Source organism: Amniculibacterium aquaticum (assembly GCF_003852705.1).
Classification (GTDB): Bacteria; Bacteroidota; Bacteroidia; order Flavobacteriales; family Weeksellaceae; genus Amniculibacterium; species Amniculibacterium aquaticum.
The window spans coordinates 45,011-67,722 of sequence record NZ_REFA01000011.1 but is presented as its reverse complement, the minus strand read 5'-3'; the positions used below and the strand labels follow the sequence as shown (position 1 = coordinate 67,722).

23 protein-coding genes and 1 tRNA gene are annotated in these 22,712 nt (G+C 35.4%); 15 read left to right on the top strand and 9 right to left on the bottom strand.

Annotated elements, in window-relative coordinates; translation table 11 throughout:
* Positions 1-3 precede the first annotated feature (3 nt).
* The 4 genes from ybeY (at position 4) to EIY84_RS06550 (ending at position 3,820) form a co-directional block, all read left to right on the top strand.
* Positions 4-414 (top strand): rRNA maturation RNase YbeY, encoded by a 411-nt coding sequence (gene ybeY / locus EIY84_RS06565; RefSeq protein WP_124641474.1) that lies wholly within the window; start codon positions 4-6, stop codon positions 412-414.
* A 65-nt stretch (positions 415-479) separates the two neighbouring features.
* A complete protein-coding gene (gene mnmG, locus EIY84_RS06560; protein ID WP_124641441.1) occupies positions 480-2,342 on the top strand; it encodes a tRNA uridine-5-carboxymethylaminomethyl(34) synthesis enzyme MnmG in 1,863 nt (620 codons plus the stop codon).
* 117 nt (positions 2,343-2,459) lie between these two features.
* Entirely contained in the window at positions 2,460-2,999 is a 540-nt protein-coding gene (locus EIY84_RS06555; RefSeq protein ID WP_164472022.1) for a YiiX/YebB-like N1pC/P60 family cysteine hydrolase, read from the top strand.
* A gap of 2 nt (positions 3,000-3,001) precedes the next feature.
* Positions 3,002-3,820: a class I SAM-dependent methyltransferase gene (locus tag EIY84_RS06550; RefSeq protein ID WP_124641437.1), complete on the top strand. Its 819-nt coding sequence runs from the start codon at positions 3,002-3,004 to the stop codon at positions 3,818-3,820.
* 114 nt (positions 3,821-3,934) lie between these two features.
* Here EIY84_RS06550 and EIY84_RS06545 read toward each other — a convergent pair whose 3' ends face one another.
* Positions 3,935-5,125, bottom strand: coding sequence for a phosphoglycerate kinase (locus tag EIY84_RS06545; RefSeq protein WP_124641435.1), 1,191 nt, complete (start codon positions 5,123-5,125; stop codon positions 3,935-3,937).
* 779 nt (positions 5,126-5,904) lie between these two features.
* On the opposite strand from EIY84_RS06545, the gene rpiB reads away from it, so the two are divergent.
* The 5 genes from rpiB to EIY84_RS06520 all read left to right on the top strand — a co-directional run bounded on the left by rpiB (position 5,905) and on the right by EIY84_RS06520 (position 10,719).
* Entirely contained in the window at positions 5,905-6,336 is a 432-nt protein-coding gene (gene rpiB, locus EIY84_RS06540; RefSeq protein WP_124641433.1) for a ribose 5-phosphate isomerase B, read from the top strand.
* Between the two features lie 55 nt (positions 6,337-6,391).
* The gene (rnr, locus tag EIY84_RS06535) at positions 6,392-8,545 is read left to right on the top strand and encodes a ribonuclease R (RefSeq protein ID WP_124641431.1); all 2,154 of its coding nucleotides are present in this window, start codon (positions 6,392-6,394) and stop codon (positions 8,543-8,545) included.
* Positions 8,546-8,710: 165 nt separating this feature from the next.
* On the top strand, positions 8,711-9,397 hold the full coding sequence (locus tag EIY84_RS06530; protein ID WP_124641429.1) for a LysE family translocator: 687 nt from the start codon (positions 8,711-8,713) through the stop codon (positions 9,395-9,397).
* Positions 9,398-9,411: 14 nt separating this feature from the next.
* Positions 9,412-10,335, top strand: coding sequence for a S66 peptidase family protein (locus EIY84_RS06525; protein WP_124641427.1), 924 nt, complete (start codon positions 9,412-9,414; stop codon positions 10,333-10,335).
* A gap of 12 nt (positions 10,336-10,347) precedes the next feature.
* Entirely contained in the window at positions 10,348-10,719 is a 372-nt protein-coding gene (locus tag EIY84_RS06520; RefSeq protein ID WP_124641425.1) for a YraN family protein, read from the top strand.
* Positions 10,720-10,807: 88 nt separating this feature from the next.
* Here EIY84_RS06520 and EIY84_RS06515 read toward each other — a convergent pair.
* A tRNA-Asp gene (locus EIY84_RS06515) sits at positions 10,808-10,881 on the bottom strand.
* Between the two features lie 303 nt (positions 10,882-11,184).
* On the opposite strand from EIY84_RS06515, the gene EIY84_RS06510 reads away from it, so the two are divergent.
* Positions 11,185-11,934, top strand: coding sequence for an SDR family NAD(P)-dependent oxidoreductase (locus EIY84_RS06510; RefSeq protein ID WP_124641423.1), 750 nt, complete (start codon positions 11,185-11,187; stop codon positions 11,932-11,934).
* A 197-nt stretch (positions 11,935-12,131) separates the two neighbouring features.
* Here the strand turns inward: EIY84_RS06510 and EIY84_RS06505 are convergent, their stop codons facing one another.
* A complete protein-coding gene (locus tag EIY84_RS06505; RefSeq protein ID WP_124641421.1) occupies positions 12,132-12,959 on the bottom strand; it encodes a GLPGLI family protein in 828 nt (275 codons plus the stop codon).
* 148 nt (positions 12,960-13,107) lie between these two features.
* Between EIY84_RS06505 and EIY84_RS06500 the strand changes: the two genes are divergently transcribed.
* The 4 genes from EIY84_RS06500 (at position 13,108) to sufD (ending at position 17,181) form a co-directional block, all read left to right on the top strand.
* Positions 13,108-13,437 (top strand): HesB/IscA family protein, encoded by a 330-nt coding sequence (locus tag EIY84_RS06500; protein ID WP_124641419.1) that lies wholly within the window; start codon positions 13,108-13,110, stop codon positions 13,435-13,437.
* A gap of 109 nt (positions 13,438-13,546) precedes the next feature.
* A complete protein-coding gene (sufB, locus tag EIY84_RS06495; protein WP_124641417.1) occupies positions 13,547-14,995 on the top strand; it encodes a Fe-S cluster assembly protein SufB in 1,449 nt (482 codons plus the stop codon).
* 99 nt (positions 14,996-15,094) lie between these two features.
* On the top strand, positions 15,095-15,838 hold the full coding sequence (sufC, locus tag EIY84_RS06490) for a Fe-S cluster assembly ATPase SufC (RefSeq protein ID WP_124641415.1): 744 nt from the start codon (positions 15,095-15,097) through the stop codon (positions 15,836-15,838).
* A 62-nt stretch (positions 15,839-15,900) separates the two neighbouring features.
* The gene (gene sufD, locus EIY84_RS06485; RefSeq protein WP_124641413.1) at positions 15,901-17,181 is read left to right on the top strand and encodes a Fe-S cluster assembly protein SufD; all 1,281 of its coding nucleotides are present in this window, start codon (positions 15,901-15,903) and stop codon (positions 17,179-17,181) included.
* 135 nt (positions 17,182-17,316) lie between these two features.
* Here sufD and EIY84_RS11815 read toward each other — a convergent pair whose 3' ends face one another.
* The 6 genes from EIY84_RS11815 to EIY84_RS06460 all read right to left on the bottom strand — a co-directional run bounded on the left by EIY84_RS11815 (position 17,317) and on the right by EIY84_RS06460 (position 22,011).
* Positions 17,317-17,457: a hypothetical protein gene (locus EIY84_RS11815; protein ID WP_164472021.1), complete on the bottom strand. Its 141-nt coding sequence runs from the start codon at positions 17,455-17,457 to the stop codon at positions 17,317-17,319.
* Between the two features lie 85 nt (positions 17,458-17,542).
* Entirely contained in the window at positions 17,543-17,686 is a 144-nt protein-coding gene (locus EIY84_RS06480; protein ID WP_124641411.1) for a FeoB-associated Cys-rich membrane protein, read from the bottom strand.
* Between the two features lie 20 nt (positions 17,687-17,706).
* Positions 17,707-19,743 (bottom strand): ferrous iron transport protein B, encoded by a 2,037-nt coding sequence (gene feoB / locus EIY84_RS06475; RefSeq protein WP_124641409.1) that lies wholly within the window; start codon positions 19,741-19,743, stop codon positions 17,707-17,709.
* Positions 19,744-19,794: 51 nt separating this feature from the next.
* Positions 19,795-20,052, bottom strand: coding sequence for a FeoA family protein (locus EIY84_RS06470; RefSeq protein ID WP_124641407.1), 258 nt, complete (start codon positions 20,050-20,052; stop codon positions 19,795-19,797).
* Between the two features lie 146 nt (positions 20,053-20,198).
* Complete coding sequence (locus EIY84_RS06465; RefSeq protein WP_124641405.1) at positions 20,199-21,086, bottom strand: GLPGLI family protein; 888 nt, start codon at positions 21,084-21,086, stop codon at positions 20,199-20,201.
* A gap of 19 nt (positions 21,087-21,105) precedes the next feature.
* On the bottom strand, positions 21,106-22,011 hold the full coding sequence (locus tag EIY84_RS06460; RefSeq protein ID WP_124641403.1) for a GLPGLI family protein: 906 nt from the start codon (positions 22,009-22,011) through the stop codon (positions 21,106-21,108).
* A 181-nt stretch (positions 22,012-22,192) separates the two neighbouring features.
* Here EIY84_RS06460 and EIY84_RS06455 point away from each other — a divergent pair, with 181 nt between their 5' ends.
* The gene (locus EIY84_RS06455) at positions 22,193-22,690 is read left to right on the top strand and encodes a DinB family protein (protein WP_124641401.1); all 498 of its coding nucleotides are present in this window, start codon (positions 22,193-22,195) and stop codon (positions 22,688-22,690) included.
* Positions 22,691-22,712: the final 22 nt, after the last annotated feature.

Here is a 22,712-nt window from a genome sequence, read left to right as displayed (position 1 = left end):
ATTATGATACACTACCATTTTGAAAATATTGAAACTATAGATTTCGCATCAAAAACAACCTCTTGGTTAGAAGATCTAATTCTTCATGAATCTAAAAAAATAGGTACTCTTAATTACATTTTTTGCGATGACAACTATTTGTTAAAAGTCAATCAAGATTATTTGAATCACGATTATTATACGGACATCATTACCTTTGATTATGTAAAAGGAAAAACCATATCGGGTGATATTTTCGTATCTTTGCAGCGCATTATTGACAATGCCAATCAACACAACAAAAGCTTCGAAAACGAACTACATCGGGTGCTTGCGCATGGCTTATTGCACTTGTGCGGTTACAAAGACAAAACGGAAGAAGAGGAAAAGCTAATGCGATATAAAGAAGATTATTATTTGAAATTATTAAAATAAAACAAAATGTTTCACGTGAAACATTTTATAAAATTCTTCTTTTAAAAATATAAAAATCAAAAAAAATGATAAGTGATATATATGATGTTATTGTCGTAGGTGGTGGTCATGCAGGTTGCGAAGCAGCAGCTGCAGCAGCTAACTTAGGATCAAAAACTTTATTAATTACCATGAACATGCAAACCATCGGTCAGATGAGTTGCAACCCTGCTATGGGCGGAATTGCAAAAGGACAAATAGTAAGAGAAATTGATGCATTAGGCGGATATTCTGGAATTGTTTCAGACGAATCTGCCATTCAATTCAAAATGCTCAATCTATCCAAAGGTCCAGCCATGTGGTCTCCAAGAACACAAAACGACAGAATGCTTTTTGCTGAAAAATGGAGATTAACATTAGAAAAAACCATGAATCTCGACTTTTTTCAAGACATGGTTAAAAACATAATCGTTGAAAATAACAAAGTAACAGGGGTTATCACTTCACTTGGTATTAAAATAAAAGGAAAGTCTGTCATACTTACAAACGGTACTTTTCTTAACGGACTGATCCATGTTGGAGACAAACAACTGGGTGGTGGTAGAATGGGAGAACCCAGAGCTTTTGGTATCACAGAACAATTAACTAGTTTGGGTTTCGATGCCGGTAGAATGAAGACAGGAACTCCTGCAAGAATTGACGGAAGAAGTTTGGACTATTCAAAAATGGAAGAACAAAAAGGCGATGAAAACCCACAAAAATTCTCCTATCTAGATACCCCAAAGCTTACCAAACAAAAAAGTTGTTACATAACCTATACCAACGAAACTGTACACGATATTCTAAGAGAAGGTTTTGAAAAAAGCCCTATGTTTAATGGTACCATCCAAAGTATTGGTCCAAGATATTGCCCAAGTATTGAGGATAAAATCAATCGTTTTGCAGAAAGAAATAGACATCAACTTTTTGTTGAACCAGAAGGTTGGAATACCATAGAAATCTATGTAAACGGATTCAGTTCATCTCTACCAGAAGACATACAAGTAAAAGCCATGAAACACATTCCTGGATTTGAAAATGTAAAAGTTTTCCGACCGGGTTACGCCATAGAATACGATTATTTCCCACCTACTCAACTGAAGCATACACTGGAAACAAAATTGATAGAAAACCTGTATTTTGCGGGACAAATCAACGGAACTACAGGTTATGAAGAAGCAGCAGGACAAGGATTGATAGCAGGGATCAACGCGCATCAAAAAGTGCATTCTAAAGACGAATTTATTTTAAGCAGGGACGAAGCTTACATTGGTGTACTTATCGATGATTTAATCACTAAAGGTACAGAAGAACCGTACAGAATGTTCACTTCTAGAGCCGAATACAGACTACTTCTTCGTCAAGACAATGCAGATATCCGTTTAACTGAAAAATCGCATAATTTAGGTCTTGCAAACGATCTTAGATTAAGAAAAGTTGAAGAGAAAATCCAAAAAAGTTCTGAACTTGAAACTTATCTAAGAGAACTTTCTTTAAAACCTTCTGTGATCAACCCTATCTTAGAAGAAAACGAAAGTAATCCTGTTGATCAAGCATATAGAGCTGCACAATTTTTAACCAGACCGAATATCAATCTGGATAAACTTTCCGCATTAGAAAGCATTAAAAATGAATTGGAAAAATACAATGAAGAACAGATTGAGCAAGCCGAAATCAACATAAAATACAAAGGATATATCGAAAAGGAAAAAGAAAATGTTGCTAAACTTCATAGAATGGAAACCATTAGAATTCCAGAAAATTTTGATTTCAAAAAGGTTCAATCTTTATCTGCAGAAGCTCAACAAAAATTCATCAAGATAAAACCTTCAACAATAGCACAGGCTTCCAGAATATCTGGAGTTTCACCGGCTGATATCAATGTATTATTAATCTATCTTGGACGATAAAATAAAATGTTTCACGTGAAACATACTATTATGAAATTATTCCTTTACTTAATTTTTATCTTAAGTTTAACCTCATGTCATTCGAATATCTTTACAAGAAATTCCAAAAACGGAGATTTGTTATTCATAGAAGCGGAGAATAAAAATCTTTCTGGAGCAATTGACAGAGTCACAAAAAATGACAGCAACCGTATATCGTTCGACCATGTTGCATTGATAGAAGTTAATAAAAATAGAAAATACATTCTACACGCTTCTTCAAAAAGAGGAAGTGAAAAAATTAAACTCTCAAAGTTCATTAGAAAACAACATCGTCTGAATAAAAGGTTAGGATTGTACAGAGTAAAAGACAGTACTTGTACAAACAATGCAGTTTTAAAAGCAAATTCAATGCTTGGAAAACCATACAATTTTAGATATGTCCAAGATGATAATTCCTATTACTGCTCTGATTTTATTGAAAAATCCTATCGTGATTGCGGTATTTTTGAACTGATACCTATGAATTTCATGAACCTAAAAACAAACAAAATTGATGAATACTGGATCAACTACTATCAAAAATATGATATGGAAGTGCCACAAGGTAAACCAGGAACCAACCCCAATCAATTATCAAGATCAAAAAAACTAAAACTAATATTTTTAGAAATATAATAATGAAAATAAAAGATCATTTTCTTAGTGGAGAAACATTTGAAATTAAAGAAACCGATATTAAAGGAATCTTCAAGACCTACCCCACTCCATCCAATTTAGATAAATATTACGAAAGTAAAGAATACATTTCTCACCATCAAGATTCCAATTCTTTGAAAGAGAAAATCTATAAATTCGCACAATCTTTTAATCTGAATTATAAAAGAAATTTACTGGCTAAAGAAACTTTTCATAATGCCAAAGTTTTGGATTACGGTTGTGGTGCCGGTGAATTTTTAAAATTTATAGAAAATGATGTACAAACTTTTGGCTATGAACCCAATGAAAGTGCACGAAATTTTGCTAAACAAAAAACTAGCAAAACTAAATTTATTTCAAATTTTAACGAAATAGAAAATGAAAGTTTAGATGTTATATCGCTTTGGCATGTTTTTGAACACATCGAAAATCAAAAAGAAATCTTAGATCTTTTTCATCAAAAATTAAAAAGCAATGGAACTTTAATTATTGCCGTACCCAATTGTTCGTCTCACGATGCAATTTATTATAAAGAATTTTGGGCTGCTTATGATGTACCAAGACACCTTTTTCATTTTACAAAATCGGGTATGGAAAAATTAATGAACAATGAAAATTGGAAATTGGATAAAATAAAACCTCTACTACTCGATTCGTATTATATTTCAATTTTAAGCGAAAAATATAAGAAAAATCCATTATTTTGGATTCTTGGAGGAATTAGAGGAGCAATTTCTAATTTTAAAGCATCAAAAACTGGAGAATTTTCTAGTTTGATATATATTATCAAAAAAAAATAGAAAATCGATTTTTAACCTATTTACAAAGGTCAATTTTACCAGAAATTCTCTAAAAATTAAAAGTGGAACCCAAATAATGGATTCCACTTTATATTTATATTAAGTTATTAAGAATTATTTGTTGATCGCTGCAACACCTGGAAGTTCTAAACCTTCTAAACTTTCCAACATTGCACCTCCACCGGTCGAAACATAAGAAACTTTATTTTCATACCCATGTTGTTTTACAAAAGCAACACTGTCTCCTCCACCAACTAAAGAAAATGCTCCCAACTTAGTTGCTTCTGCAATACCATCTCCTAATGCAACAGTTCCAGCAGCAAAATTAGATAATTCAAAAACTCCAGCAGGTCCATTCCAAAGTATGGTTTTAGAATTTAACAATACATCATGGAAAATAACATTGGATTTTGGACCGACATCCAATCCCATCCACCCTTCAGGAATTTCGTATATATCACATACTTTGATGTTGGCATCGTTAGAGAATGCATCAGCAATTACAGCATCCACAGGTAAACATACCTGTACATGATGTTGTTTTGCTTTCTCTAGAATATCTATTGCCAATTGCATTTTATCTTCTTCAACAAGAGAATTTCCAATATGTCCACCAAGAGCTTTAACGAATGTAAAAGCCATACCACCTCCGATAATCAGATTGTCAACAGCAGGTAAGATATTCTCTATGATGGTAATTTTTGAAGAAACTTTAGATCCACCAATTATTGCAGTTACAGGTTTCTCACCCGTATTTAAGACTTTATCTATGGCTTGTAATTCTTTAGCCATTAATAAACCGAAAAATTTAGTTTGAGGAAAATAATTTGCAATAACCGAGGTAGAGGCATGAGCTCTATGTGCCGTACCAAACGCATCATTTACATACGCATCTCCAAGTTTTGAAAGGGACTCGGCAAATTTGGAATCGCCTTGTTCTTCTTCATTATGAAATCTTAAATTTTCCAGAAGCAATACTTCTCCAGGATTCAATTTTGATGCTTTTTCATGAGCATCTTCTTGAATACAGTCGTTAGAAAAGATTATTTTCCTTCCTAAAACTTTCTCAATTTCAGGAACAATATGCACCAAAGACAATTCATTACTTTCTTTTCCTTTTGGGCGTCCCAGGTGCGACAATAATATGACAGAACCACCATCATTTAAAATTTTCTCGATGGTTGGCTTAGCAGCTACAATTCGGGTATTGTCCGTAACATTAAGATTAGAATCTTGAGGTACATTAAAATCAACTCTGACAAGAGTTTTTTTGTCTTTGAAATTGAAATCGTTAATTGTTTTCATTTATATTAATTAGAAAGTTTTTCGTATTTTTTGTTCTACAAATTTACAATTTCAAAAATTGAAAAAAGAAATTGCTGAGCATAAATTTCCACAAGATTCATTTACTCATATTATCATCATTTTTTTTCTTTTATAAAAATATATACTGTTGTTATATGTTGAGTATTGTGAATTATGAGGATAAGTTTTTTTATTTTATTATACCCATCTTTTAGAGTCTTATTCACTTTCTTATTCACATTGTAAAATATTGAATAACAATGAAATATAGTACTTTTTAACAATTGTTAATAAATTTTATTTTTTACTTTTCTTAATTAAGTTTTCATGGAAAAGATGGTGATTTGTTGAAAGTAAAAATTTAGAAAATGTGAATTAATATTCGATAAAATTTTTTCATTACACTTTTTAATTTAGATTTAAAAGAACATTTTTTTAATTCTTTTCCACAAATATTTCCCGCGTTTTCCATACGATTATGAGTATTTTGTTAATTTACTATTTATCAATTACTTGTAATTTTAGTATTATGTTTAATGATTTAATATTCAATGCTTTAATTTTTAATGATAAATTAATATTTTGTGGATAAAATTTGATTAAGTTGATAATCAGTTATTTAGTATTAAAATGTGAGTATTTAGCACGATGGACACTTAGAAATTAGCATGATTAATATAATATAGGATGCTTGGATATTGAATTTAACATAAGTTTCATATCCGCATAAATTATGATTTGTAAATTTTAGACTAAATTTGTACATAAATAAAGTAAAAATGAAAAAAATAGCCATCGCTTGTGATCATGCAGGTTTTGAATACAAAGAATATTTAATAAGCCAATTAAAAAATCATTATGAAATTCAAGATTTTGGAACAAAATCATTGGATTCTGTAGATTATCCAGACTTTGTACATCCTGCTGCAAGCTCAGTAGAAAATGGTGATAACGAGTTCGGAATTCTTATTTGTGGAAGCGGACAAGGCGTACAACTTACGGCCAATAAACACGAAAAAATCAGATGTGCACTTTGCTGGATGCCCGATTTGGCAACACTTTCCAGACAACATAACAATTGCAATATGATAGCTCTTCCAGCACGATTTATTGCTAAAGAATTGGCATTAGAAATTGTTCAAACCTTTTTAAATACCGATTTTGAAGGTGGTAGACATCAAAATAGAGTGGCAAAAATTGCGTGCTCATAATTCATCATTTGATTTAATGCAAACCATTAAATTAAAACAATACAACCCATTTTGAATGGCAAGAAAATCAAAATTTATAAGTCATAAAAACAATCACAAACTTCAGGAAATTGGGAAAAAAATTCTGAAGTTTATGCATGCTAAAACTTCCAAAATCTACAATTACAAACAGATTGCAGAGGGTATAGATTATAAAAATCCCAGACAAAGAGAGCAAGTTATACAGGCTCTACACAAGCTTTTGGCAGACCAAAGAATTAAAGAGGTCGAAAAAGGAAAATACATTCTGAATCTTAAAATTGAAGGAACTTTAGCCGGAATAATCGACTTTAATCAAAGTGGAAATGCCTATGTTAAAGTGGAAGGTATGGAAGACGATGTATTTATCCATGCCAAAAATTGTAAGGACGCCATACAAGGGGACAAAGTCCACATCATAACTTACCACTACAAAGGGAAAAAGTTAGAGGGATCTGTAATCGAAGTTTTAGAAAGAAACAGAACCAATTTTGTTGGGACTTTTCAGTACATTCCGCATAAAGATTTTGGCTTTGTTGTGGCCGATAAAAAGCAAATTAACACCGATATTTTTGTTACCAAAGCCAACATCAATGGCGCTAAAGACGGGGAAAAAGTTATTGTAAAGATTTTGGAATGGAAACCGAATTCTAAAAATCCAGAAGGTGAAATTGTGAGTATTTTGGGTATGCCGGGTGAACATGAAACCGAAATTCACGCCATTTTAGCAGAATACAATCTTCCCTATGCATTTCCTGAAGAAGTGGAACAAGAAGCGGATAAAATCGATCGATCGATCAGTGAAATGGAAGTAAAAAAACGCCGAGATATGCGTAATATTACCACTTTTACTATCGATCCTAAGGATGCAAAAGATTTTGACGATGCCCTATCCATACAAAAATTGGAGAATGGAAATTGGGAAATTGGTGTACACATTGCCGATGTCTCGCATTTCGTAGTTCCAGGTACTATTTTGGATGATGAAGCCTACCAAAGAGCCACTTCTGTCTATCTCGTAGATCGTGTGGTTCCAATGCTTCCTGAAGTATTGAGTAACGATGTTTGCTCACTTCGCCCCCATGAAGATAAATATACTTTTTCAGCCGTTTTTGAGTTAAATGATGCAGCAGAAGTTAAAAACCAATGGTTTGGTCGAACCATTATACATTCTGACAGACGATTTTCTTACGAAGAAGCTCAGGAAAGAATTGAAAATAACGAAGGCGATTATACCGAAGAAATCAATACTTTAGATCGTTTGGCAAAAATCCTTAGAAAAGATAGGATAAAAAATGGTGCCATAACTTTTGACAGAAGCGAAGTTCGATTTAATTTAGATGAAAATAACGAACCCATTGGTGTCTATTTTAAAATGTCAAAAGATGCCAATCATTTGATTGAAGAATTCATGCTTTTGGCCAATAAAAAAGTATCAGAATTCATCTCTCTCAGCCGTAAAAATGAAGTGACCAACAATACCTTCATCTATAGGGTTCATGAAGATCCAGATCCTGCAAAAATTCTTTCCCTAAAGGAATTTGTATCTACTTTTGGGTATAAAATGAACATCACTAACGCCAAGCAAACTACAGAATCTCTTAACAAACTTTTGCAAGATGTAAAAGGCAAAGGAGAAGAAAATATGATAGAAACTTTGGCAATGCGATCCATGAGTAAAGCCATCTATTCTACAGATCCTATTGGGCATTACGGTTTAGGATTTAGATACTATTCGCACTTTACATCGCCCATCAGAAGGTATCCGGATCTTATTGCCCATCGATTGTTACAGCATTATTTGGATGGTGGAAAATCGCCCAACAAACACGATTACGAAGAACAAGCCAAACATTGTTCGGCCATGGAAAGATTGGCTTCCGATGCCGAAAGGGATTCCATTAAATTTATGCAAGTTAAATTTATGGAAAAACACCTGGGTGAAACATTCGAAGGTATGATTTCTGGTGTTGCAGACTTTGGTTTTTGGGTTGAAATTCCAGAAAATGGAGCCGAAGGACTTATAAAACTCCGTGATTTGATAGACGATAGTTATATGTACGATGCCAAGACCCATGCTGTATACGGGATACGACACGGAAAACAATACCAACTGGGTGACAAAATAAAAATAAAAGTCATGAAAGCCAACCTGATCCAAAAACAATTGGATTTTAAAGTGGTTGAATAAATTTCTGATAATCAAATTTTTATAAAATAATAGTTCAAAGTGATGTTGATGATGTTTCTCTCAGCATCACTTTTAATTTTTATGAAAGAATACTGCCGGATTTAAAATAGTTTTACTGAATAGAAGTCCTTTATCTTAATTTTAAAAAATCATTATCTTTGTCTAATGCTTGGACTTATATTTTCTGCAATAGTTTTGGGGCTTATGCTCAGTTTGGTTTTTATAGGACCTATTTTTTTCTTGTTGATAGAAACCAGCTTTACCCGAGGTCCAAAACACGCATTGGCTTTGGATTTGGGTGTGGTCTTTGCTGATATTTTATGCATTGTTGTTGCATATTATGCCAGTGGAGATTTGGTAACCCTCATTGATAAACATCCTGAGTTTTATAGGATTACTGCTTTCATCATCTTCATCTATGGAATTGTGATGATGGTAACCAAAACCAAAATGCATTTGCCCAACGAAGAGCAATTCATCAATCAAAATTACATTAAAACTTTTTTAAACGGATTTTTATTCAACCTTCTCAATGTGGGAGTAATTCTTTTTTGGTTGGTTACGGTGATTTCTGTGAGAAATCAGTATCCGGATTTTCAGAATTTTTTCTTGTACATTGCTTTGGTTATCGCTACCTATCTTAGCATCGATCTACTCAAAATATTTTTGGCAAAGCAATTTCATTACAAACTGACTCCAAAATTAGCCCATAAAATCCGTAAAACGGTAGGTATAATTTTAATGATTTTTTCCCTTTTCATATTTCTACAAAGTTTTAAAAAATTCAATCAGTTTGATAAAAAATTAGAGGAAGCCGAAAAAAAAGAAGTCATCTTGAAAAACAACGATTAATTTTAATCTTTACCATGATTTTTCCAAAAGCACTAAAAAAGAATGAAAAAATTGCCCTAATTTCTCCAGCAGGAGCGGTTGAGGTATCTCAATTGGAAAAGACCATTAACCTGATCCAAAGCCAAGGTTATGAGGTCGTTTTTGGTCCAAATGCTTTAGGTAAGTATGAGGACGGATACTCTTATTCAGGAACGGAAAAACAAAGGATACAGGATCTGAATTGGGCGTTGAACAACACCGAAATAAAGGCGATTTGGGCCAGTAGAGGTGGCTACGGATGCCAGCACCTTCTTAGACATATAAGACTCTCTAATTTCAAAGAAAATCCAAAATGGTACATCGGATATTCTGATAACACGGTGGTACAAAGTTTTTTGTTGAAAAAAGGCTTTGCTTCCATACACGGACAAACCATAAAAACATCCAGCTTTGGTGTTTCTGAAGAAGCCTATCAAGGTATTTTTGATATTCTCAAAGGAAAAAATCCAAAATATGTGTTAGAATCTCATGGCTTCAATAAGCCTGGGAATGCAGAAGGACAGTTGGTGGGTGGCAATTTGGCATTGGTCTATGCACTTTTAGGAACTCCGTATTCGTTCAATTTTAAGGACAATATTTTGTTTATTGAAGACATTGGTGAAAATTTTTATGCTTTGGACAGAATGCTGATGAGCATGGATTTGGCTGGCGTTTTCAGGAAGATTAAAGGTCTAATAGTTGGTGGAATGATCAACATGGGTAGCGAGACCGACAATCCGAATTATGAAAATAGTTTTGATGAAAAAGCCTACGAAATTATCCAACACCGAATAAAAAAATATCACTTCCCTACCCTATTTGGATTTCCTAACGGCCATATTTTTGACAACCGCCCTCTGATAATTGGAGGCAAAGTCCATTTGGAGGTCGATAAAAACTTGTCGAGTATTTTATTTTAAAAAAAAGTATCCATGGCAGAACACAATGATTTTGGTAAAGAAGCCGAAGAATTTGCTGTTTCTTACTTAGAAAACAAAGGCTATACAGTAATAGCTAGAAATTTTTATTACCAAAAAGGCGAGCTGGATATTGTAGCGTTGTATAAAGATTTTTTGGTAGTAGTAGAGGTAAAAGCCAGAACAAGGAACCTATTTCAAGAGCCGTATGAAGCGGTAAATAAAAAGAAAATAAAATTGGTCGTTATGGCTACCGATGCTTTTATGAATGCAGGAAATAGAACGGAAGAAGTCCGTTTTGATATTATTTCTGTACTAAAAACGGATAGAGGTCATTTGGATTTGACCCACATCGAAAATGCTTTTGAGCCTTTTGATGCAAATTGAGGTTTTATTTTGAAATACAAGAATAAAAAAAGAAGCTGACTTTAAAGTACAGCTTCCGTTTTTTTTGTAAAAATTACCTTTTTACTTGCGATCCGGACGGGACTCGAACCCGCGACCTCCGCCGTGACAGGGCGGCATTCTAACCAACTGAACTACCGGATCAATATTTTTTATTTACCTCCCGAATAAAAATATAAATATTTTTTTTGGGTGAAAAATTGTGGTGCAAATATATTTATTTTTTCTTAAAATACAACTAAAAAAAGGAAAATTTTGAAAGTAGCTTTTTTAAAACATAAAAATACAAAACGATACTCCTTGCTTTTAAGCAAAATGAAAAAAAATAAAAGAATATCAAAAGTATGACTGATAAAAAGATGGTTTCGGATAAAAAATAATACTTTTGATTGAAATTAAAAACAATCTTTGACAGTAACCCCAAAAAACCATCAATTTTATAAAATTATGAAAACCATCTTCATTACAGGAGCAACTTCTGGTATAGGAAAAGCAACCGCAAAATTGTTCGCAAAACAAGGAAATCGCCTGATTATTTGTGGACGAAGAAAATCCATTTTAGACAATTTGGCCAATGAATTGGGTAAAATAACCGAAGTAAAAACCTTAGTTTTTGATGTTAGAAACCAAGACGAAATTCGAAAAGCGATGGATGAATTGGATGAAAGCTGGAAAAATATTGATGTTTTGGTCAACAATGCAGGAAATGCTCACGGACTCGAAGCTATTTCTGACGGGGATATCTCCGACTGGGATGCCATGATGGACGGAAATGTAAAAGGATTGCTCTATGTTTCTAAACCGATTATCAATTTGATGAAAACCCAAAAGTCAGGACATATCATCAATATTTCTTCGGTCGCAGCGAGACAAACTTATGCTGGTGGCGTGGTCTATTGTGCATCTAAAAAAGCCGTAGATGTTATTTCTGAAGGAATGCGTATAGAATTGACAGAATTTGGAATAAAAGTAAGCAACATACAACCCGGAGCCGTAGAAACCGACTTTTCTAAAGTTCGTTTCAAGGGCAACGAAAGCCGAGCAGCTTCGGTCTATGCAGGATATGAAGCCTTAAAAGCCGAAGATATTGCCGATGCCATCTCTTATTGTGTTAATGCTCCGGATCGTGTGTCTATTGCCGAGATCTGCATCTATCCTAAAGCTCAGGCCGAACCAAGAATGATCCATAAAAAATAAAGATTTTTTAAGAGGCCGTATAAAATTTATGAAGTTGTTAAAAGTAAAATACTGATGCTCTAAAAGACTCATAATGTTTGGTTTGGGTCGTTCATTAATATAATTTACTTTCAACAACTTCATCCAAATGGTAAAGAAGAAATGCGGTTTAATGTCGAAAAAAAATACAATTTTATAAAGAGTTAGCGCATTTGCAATTACTGCAATTCCAACGGGTTATTGTTGTTTTTCTGTTCTTCTTTAGCTCTTTCTTCCATTCTTTTTCTCATATCTCCAGAGTTACCACCTCTCATTGGGCCTGTGTGCATACCAGGACCTCTACCTCCGGATTGGGTAAAGAATGACGCAGGATCTTTTTTAAATTTTTCTTGCTGTTTCAGATACTCTTTTCTGTTAACCTTTATGATGTTACCCATATTGCTCAGATTCGGAAGTTCTCCAATTTTCTTGGTTTCCTTCAAAAGAAAAGCATAATCGCCTTTGCTGTCTTCCATTTTAATAATTAAACCCGGAAGTCCATGAAATTTATACGGTCCGTCCATAAAAGGTATGTCTTGTGTAAACCAAGCCGTCCAATGCCTTCCGCCAAAATCCAACTCGGCTTTTTGGGCTTTATAATCACCAATAACAGCCGTTTCAGATTGTATTTTCCAGTTCATTGGTCGGTCTTCCGTGTAGGTATAAATGTCTCTGGCAATACGGTCTTTGTAGTCCACTTTTTGGTTTGCAAGATCCTTTTCTATGGTATAATTAATCTCCGATCTTAGGTTTTCCATGGCATTTCTGTCCGGTCTTATGGTTCCTTGGGATTGGAAAGCCACCCGCATAATAGAATCTCTTTTTATTCTTTTCTCTGCATAGAACAACGATTTTTTTCCATCATTGTCCAAATAAGCCAACTCGGTTTTGGTGTTGTTTCTATTGATGGAATCGGTTTTCATATGCACTTCGTACACAAATCGGGAGTTTTGTGCAAAGTTCAAAGAAAAAAATCCCATAGCGAGGGTTAGAAAAACATTTTTCATAAATAATTATTTAATCGTTGGATAACAAAAGTAGGAATAAGTTAAATCTCATCAATGATAAAAATAGTTAAAACAAAACTTCAAATTTTTTAATCTGTTATATTGTTTGTACTTTTGCAATCTAAAATCATTCTAAATAAAAATTGAGATGATCAAAGTATCTGATACTGCAAAACTTAAAGCAGTACAATTGATGACAGAAGACGGATTCGATCCCAGCCTAGATTTTATCAGGGTTGGTGTAAAAAGTGGCGGTTGCAGCGGTTTGGAATATGTCTTAAAATTCGACAATCAAAAAAGCGATGCCGACCAAGTTTTTGAAGACAACGGAATAAAAATCATCATTGATAAAAAATCCATTTTGTACCTCGCAGGTACGGTTTTGGAGTTCTCCGGAGGACTAAACGGGAAAGGTTTTGTCTTCCAAAATCCGAATGCGTCCAGAACTTGTGGCTGTGGCGAGAGCTTTTCGCTTTAGAAAAAAAAATTAAGGATAGACAAAATCTTTCCTTTTACATACATCGTGAAATCATAATACAGTATTTCATTTTTACAAAAACCTTACTTATTAATTTCATAATTCATTTATGGCAAAATACACAGAAGACGATCTAAGGATTGATCTGGAAAATAAACAATACGAAGCCGGATTTTATACCGATATCGAATACGAGGATTTCCCAACAGGACTTTCTGAAGATATCGTTAGAATGATTTCTGAGAAAAAAGAAGAACCGGAATGGATGACCGAGTGGCGCTTGGAATCCTTTAGAATTTGGCAAAAAATGGAAGAACCCAACTGGGCCAATGTCAAATACGAAAAACCTGATTTTCAGGCTATAAAATACTATGCAGCTCCGAAAAAGAAACCTCAACTGAACAGCTTGGACGAGGTGGATCCGGAATTGTTGAAAACCTTTGAGAAATTGGGCATCAATATCGAAGAGCAAAAAAGACTGACCAATGTGGCGGTAGATCTTGTCATTGACTCGGTTTCCGTAAAAACAACTTTTCAGGAAACGCTAAAAGAAAAAGGTATTATTTTCTGCTCCATGTCCGAAGCGATCAAAGAATATCCGGATTTGGTGAAAAAATACATTGGCAAAGTTGTACCAAGAGGAGATAATTTTTATGCAGCACTCAACTCGGCTGTATTTTCTGACGGCAGCTTCTGCTACATTCCAAAAGGCATCAAATGTCCTATGGAACTTTCGACCTATTTCCGTATCAATAAAGAAGGTACCGGTCAGTTTGAAAGAACACTTTTGGTGGCCGATGAAGGGTCGTATGTTTCTTATTTGGAAGGTTGTACAGCACCTTCGAGAGACGAAAACCAATTGCACGCCGCTGTGGTCGAACTTATCGCCATGGACGGAGCCGAAATAAAATATTCTACCGTACAAAACTGGTATCCCGGTGATGCCGATGGTAAAGGTGGGGTGTTCAACTTTGTAACCAAAAGAGGTTTGGCAGAACGCAATGCAAAAATATCTTGGACACAGGTAGAGACAGGTTCTGCCGTTACTTGGAAATATCCATCGTGCATCCTAAAAGGAGACAATTCCATTGGAGAATTTTATTCGATTGCTGTAACCAACAACCATCAATATGCCGATACCGGTACCAAGATGATCCATATTGGGAAAAACACGAGATCTACAATTATTTCCAAAGGAATATCTGCTGGTAAATCCAACAACTCGTACAGAGGTTTGGTAAAAGTAATGCCAACAGCAAAAGGGGCTAGAAACTTCTCGCAATGCGACTCCTTATTAATGGGGAATGATTGTGGTGCACATACTTTCCCGTATATCGAAATTAAAGATCCTACGGCACAATTGGAACACGAAGCTACGACTTCTAAAATTGGAGAAGATCAAATTTTCTACTGCAACCAAAGAGGTATCAACACGGAGAAGGCCATTGCCCTAATCGTAAACGGATTTGGAAAAGAAGTCCTGAACAAGCTCCCAATGGAATTTGCCATCGAAGCACAAAAATTATTAGAAATTTCGTTGGAAGGAAGTGTAGGATAACAAATTTACCTTTCAAATAAAGTAGTATATAACCGTTGCTATTGTATTGCATCACCATGCAGGATAATCAATTCAACACAATTCAAAAGAAAAAATAAAATGTTAAAAATAAATAATCTACAAGCTCAGATTGAAGAGGGCAAACAAATATTAAAAGGAATTAATTTAGAAATAAAACCGGGAGAGGTACACGCGATTATGGGACCAAATGGTGCTGGAAAATCCACACTCTCTTCTGTTATTGCAGGAAAAGAAGATTATGAAGTTACCGGTGGCGAAATCCTTTTTGAAGGCGAAAACATCGTAGAAGATGCTCCGGAAGAAAGAGCTCACAAAGGGATTTTCCTATCCTTCCAATATCCTGTAGAAATACCGGGAGTTACGGTAACCAACTTTATCAAAGCGGCCATCAACGAAACCAGAAAATCAAAAGGAGAGCCTGAAATGTCTGCTAAAGACATGTTGGCATTGGTGCGTAAAAATTCTGAGAAATTAGGCATAAAAAAAGAATTTTTAGGTAGATCTCTGAACGAAGGCTTCTCTGGAGGTGAAAAGAAAAGAAACGAAATTTTCCAAATGTTGATGTTGGATCCTAAGTTGGCCATCTTGGACGAAACCGATTCTGGATTGGATATCGATGCCCTAAGAATTGTCGCAGACGGTGTCAATTCTTTTAAAAACGAAGGAAATGCGGTGTTGCTTATCACTCACTACCAAAGATTGTTGGACTATATACAACCGGATTTTGTGCATGTTTTGGCCGATGGTAAAATCATCAAAACCGGTGACAAAAACTTGGCTTTGGAACTAGAAGAAAAAGGATACGATTGGTTGGTAAACTAATCTTAGATTCTTTCATACTCCCATTCCAAATTCAACAATAAAACTCACACAATCTAGCTATTATGAGTCTATACGAACAAATTGAACGAATAAAACCTTCACTTTCAGGAGAAAAACTTAAGGCTTTAGAGAATTTTTTAGCTTTAGGATTTCCTACCAAAAAAGACGAAGAATACAAATATACCCACCTAAAAGAAATTACGGAGAAAGACTATAATTTCGCCCCAAACCAAGCGCACAACATTACCAAAAGACAATTGGATGATTTGCATTTGGGCGAGGAGCATTTTGATTTCTTGGTATTTGTAAACGGAATAATGCACCCAGAACTTTCCAAAATTTCTATTGAAAGTGCTAAAGTCCTAACCTTGAAGAATGCTTTGGAAAATAAAGAATATTCTGATTTTTTAAAAGGGTATCTTCATACCTTAACCTCTTCGGAAAATGCTTTTTGCCAACTGAATGAGGCCCTAACCAAGAACGGTTTCGTACTTCATGTACCAAAAAATACAAGAATAGAAAGACCAATTCATGTATTCTACCTGTCACAAAACCAAGAAGAAAACACCTTCTACAACCCACACAACTTATTGGTGGTAGAAGACGGTGCAGCCGTAGAGATTATTGAAAGCCATCACAACTACGACAATTCTTTTGTATTGACCAATTCGGTTACCGAAATTTTTGTCGGAAAAAATGCCAAAGCCGATTGGCACAAATTGCAAAACGACAGCCAAACCACTTACCTTATCGATCATACATTTGCCAAACAAGACCGAGACAGCTTGGCTACTGTGAACACCTTCAGTTTTGGTGGTAAATTGGTGAGAAATAATTTGGACTTCATCCATGCAGGAGAGAACATCAACTCTTTTATGAACGGAATTACCATTATTGGTGACAATCAATTGGTGGACCATCATACTGCCGTGCACCACAAACAACCTAACTGCGAGTCGTACCAAAACTATAAAGGCATCTTTAAAGACCAAGCAAAAGGCGTATTCAACGGAAAAGTTTTTGTGGATAAAATTGCTCAGAAAACCAATGCTTATCAACAAAACAACAACATCTTGCTGAACGAAGGGGCAACCATAGACACCAAACCTCAGCTGGAAATTTTTGCAGATGATGTAAAATGCTCACACGGTTGTACGGTAGGCCAGTTGAATGAAGATGCCATGTTCTACCTTAGAGCCAGAGGTATCTCTAAAAATGAAGCACAAGCGTTGTTGCTGTATGCTTTTGCTAACGATACCATGCAAAATATAGACATCGAACAATTAAAAGATAAAGTTTCCAGTCTTTTGGCGGAAAAATTAGAAGTAGATTTAAGCTTTTAATACTGAACGAAAGGCGTATCGTTGCCAAATAACGAGGATTGAACATCGTTTAATCGAATACCTTTCTCAAATAAAGATACGGGAAATTTCATAAAGTAAAGGCCGTTTTCACGAGTTGTGAGACGGCCTTTTTATTTAAAAATTCTTTGTAGCTCCAATCAACATGGACATGGTCATCAGCCTTTGCTCATACAAACTTTCGGAAATATTGTTAATGCCGTAGGTCTGAATGCTTTTTACATTCAGGAGGTTGTGTCCTTTAAGGAACAGATTCATGTTAAAAAATTTACAATTAGTATTCAAAAAAAAACTCCCAAATGCTCTTGCATTGGAAGTTTTTTTTTAAATTTATATCATAAACTCAAGAGCAGCAGCCTCTGCCACAATCTTTATCTTTTCCACCATCTTTTTTCACAAAACTTTTTCTAATGTATCTGTAAAAATAATAACACGCCAAGACAAATACTACGGCTAATACGATGTACTGAACGGTTAGAGAATCCATTATTATTGATTTTTAATGACTTATTTAAACAGCTGATAAACCACCAGCGAAACGATATAGGCCAAACCGGACATGGACACCAACTGTATCAAAGTCCACTTCAGAGATTTTGTCTCTCTGTACACCACGGCAATGGTAGAGATGCATTGCATGGCAAAAGCATAATACATCAATATAGAAATACCCGTTGCAAAAGAAAAGACCTTCTCGCCATTTTCATTCACATCGTTTCTCATTTTTTCGATGATGGTGCCTTCCGGAGCTTCATCGTCCAAACTATAAAGCGTTGCCATTGTTCCTACAAAAACTTCTCGAGCTGCAAAACTGGTGATGATCCCCACTCCCATTTTCCAATCGTATCCCAACGGTGCAATGACGGGCTCTATCTGATGTCCCATTTTTGCCAAATAGGATTGTTTCAGCTTGACATCGGCATCCATAAACGAACCGGATTTTTGAGCGGGTCCAAAATAGCTTAAAACCCAAATGATGATGCTAACAAGGAAAATAATTTTCCCAGCACCTGTGATAAATTCCCAAACTTTCTGCAATACAATCTTGAAATCGTAACCAAAAAGAGGCTTTTTATAAGTCGGCAAATCCATTACCAAAAAGGATTTACCAACATTTTTAATAATTTTTTTCAAAACAAAGGACGACAGCAACGCCATGAAAAATCCGACCAAATACATCGCCAAAAGAGCGATGGCTTTGTAAGAAATACCGATAAAAGTTTTGTCCGGTATCACCAATTCTATAATGATGCTGTACACCGGCAATCGAGCAGAACAAGTCATAAAAGGAGTTACCAAGATGGTGATCAACCGTTCTTTAACATTCTCAATATTTCTGGTGGACATGATGGCCGGAATGGCACAAGCCGTACCTGAAATAAGCGGAACAATGCTTTTACCACTCAACCCGAAAGGCCTGAGCAATCGGTCCATAAGGAAAACCACCCTCGCCATATAGCCGGAATCTTCCAAAAGATAGAGCATATACAAAAGTATCCCAATTTGTGGGGCGAAAACGACAATCCCACCAATCCCAGGAATAATTCCGTTAGATATTAGAGAATTGATAGGCCCAGCAGGAAGTGTCTCTGCTGAAAACTCGGAAAACCAAAGGAAAAAATTAGAAATCCAATCCATAGGATAGGCTGCCAAATAATAGACCATTTGGAAAATCATCAGCATGACGAAGATGAAAAATAAATAGCCCCAAAATTTATGAACCAAAACTTTGTCCAGTTTTTCCGTGAGCAATTCCTTGAACTGAGGTTTTTTATTGATGACTTTGGCGATGGTTTTGTCGATGGACAAGTACCTCCTTATGGTTTCTTGCGTTTGCAATCTTTTGGGAACCAAGCACTTTAGCTCTTCGTTATCCCTCAATTGTTCGCTTACGGTTTCCAATTTTGCAATATAGGTTTCGGATGCCAAAAGCGTCCAGATTTTATATTGATTTTCTTCTTTAGAATCGGATAATATTTTGAAAACCAAGCCTCTGTGTTCGGTAGGAATTTGGAACGATATGTGGTTGGAAGTCCTGAACTTGTTGTTGTAAATGGAATTTCTAAGCTCATCAATGCCGATCCCTTCTTTGGCATTGGTCGGGATAACTTTAGTTCCTAATTCTTCTTCTAAAAGAGGAATATCGATGTGTATGCCTCTTTTTTCAGCTTGATCTATTTGGTTCAATAATATAAGAACCGGAATTCCCAAATCCTGAATTTGTCGGAACAAAAGAAGTCCTCTTTTGATGCTTAGTGCTTCCAAAACATAGATGACGCCGCTGTACTTATGGGCTTCGTCTATCAGATATTTAGAAAAAATGGCTTCGTCTTCAGAGCTTGGATAGATGCTGTACGAACCAGGAAGGTCAACAATTTCTACCTTTTGGTCTTGATAGATATAGTCTCCAGAGTGGGCAGCAACAGTAACTCCGGCATAGTTTCCGGTTTTTTGTTTTCGGTTACACAATTGGTTGAAAACGGTAGATTTGCCAACATTGGGATTTCCTACTAAAAGTATTTGTTTTTTTTGATCGGTCTGCATGGGTCGTGTTAAAAATTAATACGAAAGACAAAACTTCAAAAGCCAAGAAGCTTAGGCTGTGGTCGATTCTACAATAATGAATTGAGCCTCTTCTACACGCAAGGCAATTCGACTTTTCTCTTCACCAAATTCTATATACAAAGGTCCATTAAAAGGGGCTTGATACAGGATTTTGAAAAGGGTGTCCGGCAACAATCCCATTTCGATAATTTTGTTGGGCATTTTAAGATTGTCGTTATCGTACCCACAAATTCTTCCATCGATATTCTGTGGAAAACAACTTAACTTATTGGAATGATCTCTCTTCACGGCTGAAAAATTTCTACGCAAAGATACGCTATTTAAACTTAATCTAAATAAGAAAAACCAAAAGCTTGACAAAACTCATTAAGAAGCCCGAAAACAATACTGTTCTCGGGCTTCTCTACAATATAAATAGTTAAAATGAAGGTCTATTATTTGGTCTTAACAACAGGAATTTCGATGCTGTTGTTCACACGAGCCAGCTCTTCTTTCATCTGTTTTTCGGCATCTCTCATCATTTGCGAAACCGATTGTCCACCTGCTCCGGAGATCTGTACCTGAGCTTCCGGAGGGAGTTGGGTAAGCATTTGTCTCACACTTGCTAACGGATCTTTTTTATAGGCTTCGTATTTTTCGTTAAACTTCTCCTTGCTCACCTCCATGGTTTTATTCCCAATTGGGGACTGTTTCATCATGCTTTGGAAGTACAATTCATCAGCTATTTTTTTGATTTGCTTGTTTCCTTTTAGCTCCCAGGAATAATTTTTACCCTCGTCTTCTATTTTCACAATGAGGCCAGGCAAACCGTAAAATTTGTAAGGTCCATCCTGAAATGGAAGATCGGTAGAGAACCAAGCCGTCCACTTTCTACCGCCGTATTCGGTGCTTGCTTTTTGGGCGTTGTATTCACCTATTTTTGATTTGTCAGAAGTAATTTTCCAATTGAAATTGGGCTGTTCTTTGTACGAATACGAATCGGTTCCTAAAAAATCGGAATACAGGATTTCTTTGATCGGATTGTTTTTCGAAATACGATGGGCAAAAGATCCCTTTTTTTGATTTTCAAATTGTTTGGTATCCATCATGACTCCTGTTTTTTTCATGTTTTCTATAGAAACTTCTAACAGAGAGTCCATCTGCACCATTTGATAGGCTTGGTAGATGGATTTGTTTTTATCGATGTCCAAACTCATAACTTCTTTCTGTACTTTGGCAGAATCTTTATGCGGCTTGAAGGTCAATTCATAATAAAAACGATGGCTTTGAGCTAAAGTCAAACAGCTCACTAAAATGGTAAAAAATCCAAGAATTCTTTTCATAACAAAATGGTTTTGATGTTTATTTCTTTTTCTCAGGAGTCCAAAATTCTATAGGATTGTCGTTGGAATTGTAAAAATCCTTCATCATTTTCTCTTGATCTTTTACCATTTCTCCGATGGTCTTGTCCATGCCTGGCATTTTTTGCGACATCATGTTCGCTGGGATGTGTTGCCTTACCGAAGCAAAAGGGTCTTTTCTATAGTCGGAAAATGTTTTCTCAAATTTGTCACGGCTTACCTCAACCACTCTTCCGGCACCACCAGGTCTTACTTTTTCAGCATAGGATTCTTCCTGGAAATCGTCTATTTTTTTGTTTCCTTTTAGTTCCCAAGAATAATTTTTGTCGGTATCTTCTACTTTTACAATCAATCCCGGTAATCCGTGGAATTTGTAAGGTCCGTCTTGCAAAGTGATATCATTGGAGAACCACGCCGTCCAATTTCTACCTCCAAATGTTGCGGTAGCTTTTTGGGTATTGTACTCGCCTATTTTCTGTTTTTCGCCTGTAATTTTCCAATTGAATTGCGGATTTTCTTTGTATGCCAATTGTACCGGAGACATCCCGTTCATCATCCCTTCGGAATATTGAATGTTCATTTCTGGATAGCTTTTGGCTACTTTATAGGCGAATTTAGGCATCACAATATCTTTGGACATATCCTTGAAAACATTGGTTTTCTGCATTTCTTCGACTTTCACTTTGATGATTGAATCTTGTGCTAGCATTGTATAATCCTGATAAAGCGATTTTTTATCCGTAATATCCAATACGGTCATCACTTTTTCCAATTTTGCAGAATCTTTTTTAGGCTTGATGGTCAATTGATAAAAAAAACGATTGGCAGGGATTTTTGTCTCTGTATTGCTTTGTGCATAAGAGCTAAAGCCAACAGACATCAGGGCTAAGAATACTAATTTTTTCATGTTATTTTTGATTTTTGATGAATGAAGAATAGCGTTTTCAACAAAACTTCTTTTCCTCATGGTACACAATTAGTGTTCAAAATTTATGGAATGTTACAAATTTTAATAAAAGTTTATCATTATTTATCCAAAACTTATGAAAGATTTATTTTAATTTTAATCTTCTAAATTTCAAAATATTATGAATACTTTAAATTTGTTAAAACAAGAATTTCAGCACGAATTCGAAACCACAAAAAAATTCATTGAGCAATTCCCAGAAGGACAAAACGAATACAGTCCACACGAAAAATCCATGAAGCTGATGCCGCTTGCCACGCACATTGTCGAGATATTTGCTTGGCCGGAAACCATCATCAACACCACCGAATTGGATTTTGGAAAAGGCGATTACCAACCTACCCACCTCAACACCAAACAAGAATTGACAGACAAACTTGCACAAGATTATGAAACCGGAATAAAGGCTTTGAATGCGATTTCCGAAGAAAAGTTGGACGGAAGATGGGCCATGAAAATGAACGGACAAATTCTACAAGATTGGTCCAAGTACGAAGCTCTAAGGCATTCTCTCAATCAAATAACCCACCACCGAGCACAATTGGGGGTCTATTACAGACTGAACAACATCCCGGTACCCGGTGCATACGGTCCGTCTGCAGATGAAAATAATTTTTAACAAAAAAGCCCGAATATTTCGG